Origin of the sequence: Microcystis sp. M_QC_C_20170808_M9Col (assembly GCF_007095495.1) — a bacterium.
GTDB lineage: Bacteria > Cyanobacteriota > Cyanobacteriia > Cyanobacteriales > Microcystaceae > Microcystis > Microcystis aeruginosa.
Window position 1 is genome coordinate 1 of the sequence record NZ_SFBZ01000150.1, and the last position, 2,560, is coordinate 2,560.

Genomic DNA, 2,560 nt, shown 5'->3' on the forward strand with positions numbered 1-2,560 from the left:
GCCAATTCTTTACAAGGATGGCATTTAGGGGCCGACCAACGCTACCATTCTTTAGAACGAAACGAGCGCGGCTGGTTATGGTGCGAAACCTTAGGCTATTGGTTGGGAACTTGGGAGGGTACTATTGACCGAGAAACGGCAATCTGGGCCAGATTTTATGACTCGGAAGGCAATTTAATCCCCTTGCCAGAAGAAGCAGCACAGGAGCAAGCAGCTGCAGCACAGGAGCAAGCGGCCGCAGCACAGGAGCAATTAAATGCTACTCAGCAAGCTCTGGAAGCGGAAAGACAGCGTTCTCAACGGCTGGCGGCTCGTTTGCGAGAAATGGGGATAGACTTGTAGTACAAGTGTAACGAATGTTCGGGGTGGGGAGATGGGGAAATGACCTGATGGGGAGCTTTTTGCCTGACTGACGGGCAGATTTTCAACACAATCAGTGGTCGTGCCAAATTAATTTCCTCAACCTTGACGAGGAAGTCTGTAAACTTCACTCAAAAGCCGCGTAAATTCTGTATTTTCTCTGAAAGTCTTATACATAGCTTTTAAAATTGTGATCGTAGCGGTAGGCTAATTCAGATCAATTAAACTTCTTCCTCACTCCCGACTTTGTTAGTACCATGAAACCTAACTCTGGCCGTAAACGGTTATTATCCCTGATATCTGCCGTTTCTTGTAGTTCCCTCTTGATTTTATCCCCTCTAGCCCAGAGAGCGCAAGCAGACGATATTAAGGATGCCCTAGAAGCGGTAATTGAATATACGGCTCAATTACACCAGATCAATTTCAAGTATTTGTTAAGCGATGGCCCGATAACCACTCCCTGCGGCGTAATTTCCCTAGCGGCTTTCTGCACTGTAGATAATACAGTCTATGTCAATCTCAAGCAAGTTACTGGTATTAGCGATAATCCTTTATTTCCCCTTTATGCCGTCGCTCACGAGGCCGCTCACGCTGTTCAGTGGAATCGGGGTATTGGTGGCATCGATGAAGGTGGGATGAGCATCGGCATTGAATTACAGGCCGATTGTCTAGCGGGAGATACCCTTTCCTGGTTATTTACCGAAGCTAGAGGTTTATCCAAACAGGATTATATACTAGCGGGAAAACTTCTAGGGGAAGCGGCCTCGGAAGTGGGCGATTTTGAAGCTCCTAATCGCTCCCACGGTACACCACAACAGCGAGGTGATTCGGTCCTACAAGGATTCTACGGGGAAAATCATCAAGCTTGTATGCGTTAGCTAACACTCAAGGCTATATTTCCCCTAGAATGCCTAAAAAAGCTTAAAAAACTACTGTAACCCTAACCAAGATAACAGACCTTGGCCAGTTAGATACTCGATCAACAGGGTGATCACAAAACCAATCATAGCGGCTCTACCGTTGAGGCGCTCGGCATAGTCATTAAAGCCAAATTTGGGATCTTCTAATTTGGGGGTTTGAGTCGGTTGTGGTTCAGTCATGATCTTTACAGTCCGTTTACATTTCTTTACTATTCTAGCGGAGTTAGAAGTTAGGTTGTAACTAATTTCTAACTCCTCTCTATTTGCCCTAATCTCGACCGTTAAGAGCGATTAAAAGGCGCAGAATAAAGATAAATAGGTTGATATAGGTCAAATACATCGATAAAGCAGCACTAAGATACTGTTCATCTCTGTAGGTACGGGGCAAGATGTAAAAGTCCACCACTGCCGAGCCAGCAAACAAGAAAACCCCGATGCCAGAAATGGCGATTTCTAACCAGGTGGGAGTAGCGCCACCAAAGATAGAGAAAATTAGCTGACCAATGAGAACAATAAAGAGAGCGAGAATACCGATGCTAACGGTTTGAGTCAGGGCTAAACCATCTTTTTCCGACAGATTCGAGCCGATATTCCGTCCCAACACAAAAGCAATGCCGCAACCGAGGGCAGCAATTGCTACTCCTCGCAAACCGACACCGGAAGTACCTAAGGCCACATAGACGATTCCACTGAGAGTATAGCCAGAAAGAAGACTATAGAGAGTCAGCAGGGGCAGAGCAGTGCCTGTATTGCCTCTTTCCGCAGTATTACGGGCGACAAAAAATAAAATAATCTCGGCAATCAGAGCGACAAAGAAAGTCGGGAAGAAAATCTGGGGATAGGATTGGATCACACCTAAACCGCCATAGGTTCCCACCGCAGTCAAAATTAGACCGCCACCGAGATAGGGCAGGGCCTTGGGGATAACATTGGGGCCGATAAGTGCTTGGCTTTTAGCCTCGCGTAAAGCTTGGCGAAAATTACTGGTATTACTCATGGTGACTAGGTTCGAGATACTTGTCTCAATCAATCTTGTTAAACAGAAACTATTCTTGATTAGTTGGTCAAGAATGCTGAATCGGAGGGAAGAAAAAAAAGTAATCTTCTCCCCCGCATCGATTCCCTCTTGATTGTAACGAAAAGACTAGGAATCGAGCTAAGTAGGGCTTGCTGAATAAATCTAAAAACCTTGTTGGGTAAGACTTTTAGACCTTTTGTCAATCAAAAAGTACTGGATCTGGGAGTGATCGGGGGGAAATTTAGGCACTTTTTCCCTGAAA

At 45.5% G+C, this 2,560-nt stretch carries 3 protein-coding genes and 1 pseudogene; 2 read left to right on the forward strand and 2 right to left on the reverse strand.

The window, feature by feature from the left end; translation table 11 throughout:
* Together EWV68_RS08995 and EWV68_RS09000 are read left to right on the forward strand one after the other, a co-directional pair.
* Positions 1–342 (forward strand): annotated as a pseudogene (locus tag EWV68_RS08995) (Uma2 family endonuclease); the annotation flags it as partial.
* Between the two features lie 275 nt (positions 343–617).
* Entirely contained in the window at positions 618–1,238 is a 621-nt protein-coding gene (locus EWV68_RS09000) for a hypothetical protein (RefSeq protein WP_061433154.1), read from the forward strand.
* Between the two features lie 51 nt (positions 1,239–1,289).
* Here the strand turns inward: EWV68_RS09000 and EWV68_RS09005 are convergent, their stop codons facing one another.
* Both EWV68_RS09005 and EWV68_RS09010 read right to left on the reverse strand, forming a co-directional pair.
* Positions 1,290–1,460: a CAB/ELIP/HLIP family chlorophyll-binding protein gene (locus tag EWV68_RS09005; RefSeq protein WP_002742489.1), complete on the reverse strand. Its 171-nt coding sequence runs from the start codon at positions 1,458–1,460 to the stop codon at positions 1,290–1,292.
* 88 nt (positions 1,461–1,548) lie between these two features.
* Positions 1,549–2,277 carry a Bax inhibitor-1/YccA family protein gene (locus tag EWV68_RS09010; RefSeq protein ID WP_043999493.1) on the reverse strand — a complete coding sequence of 243 codons (729 nt, stop codon included), beginning with the start codon at positions 2,275–2,277 and terminating at the stop codon, positions 1,549–1,551.
* Between the last annotated feature and the right edge of the window lie 283 nt (positions 2,278–2,560).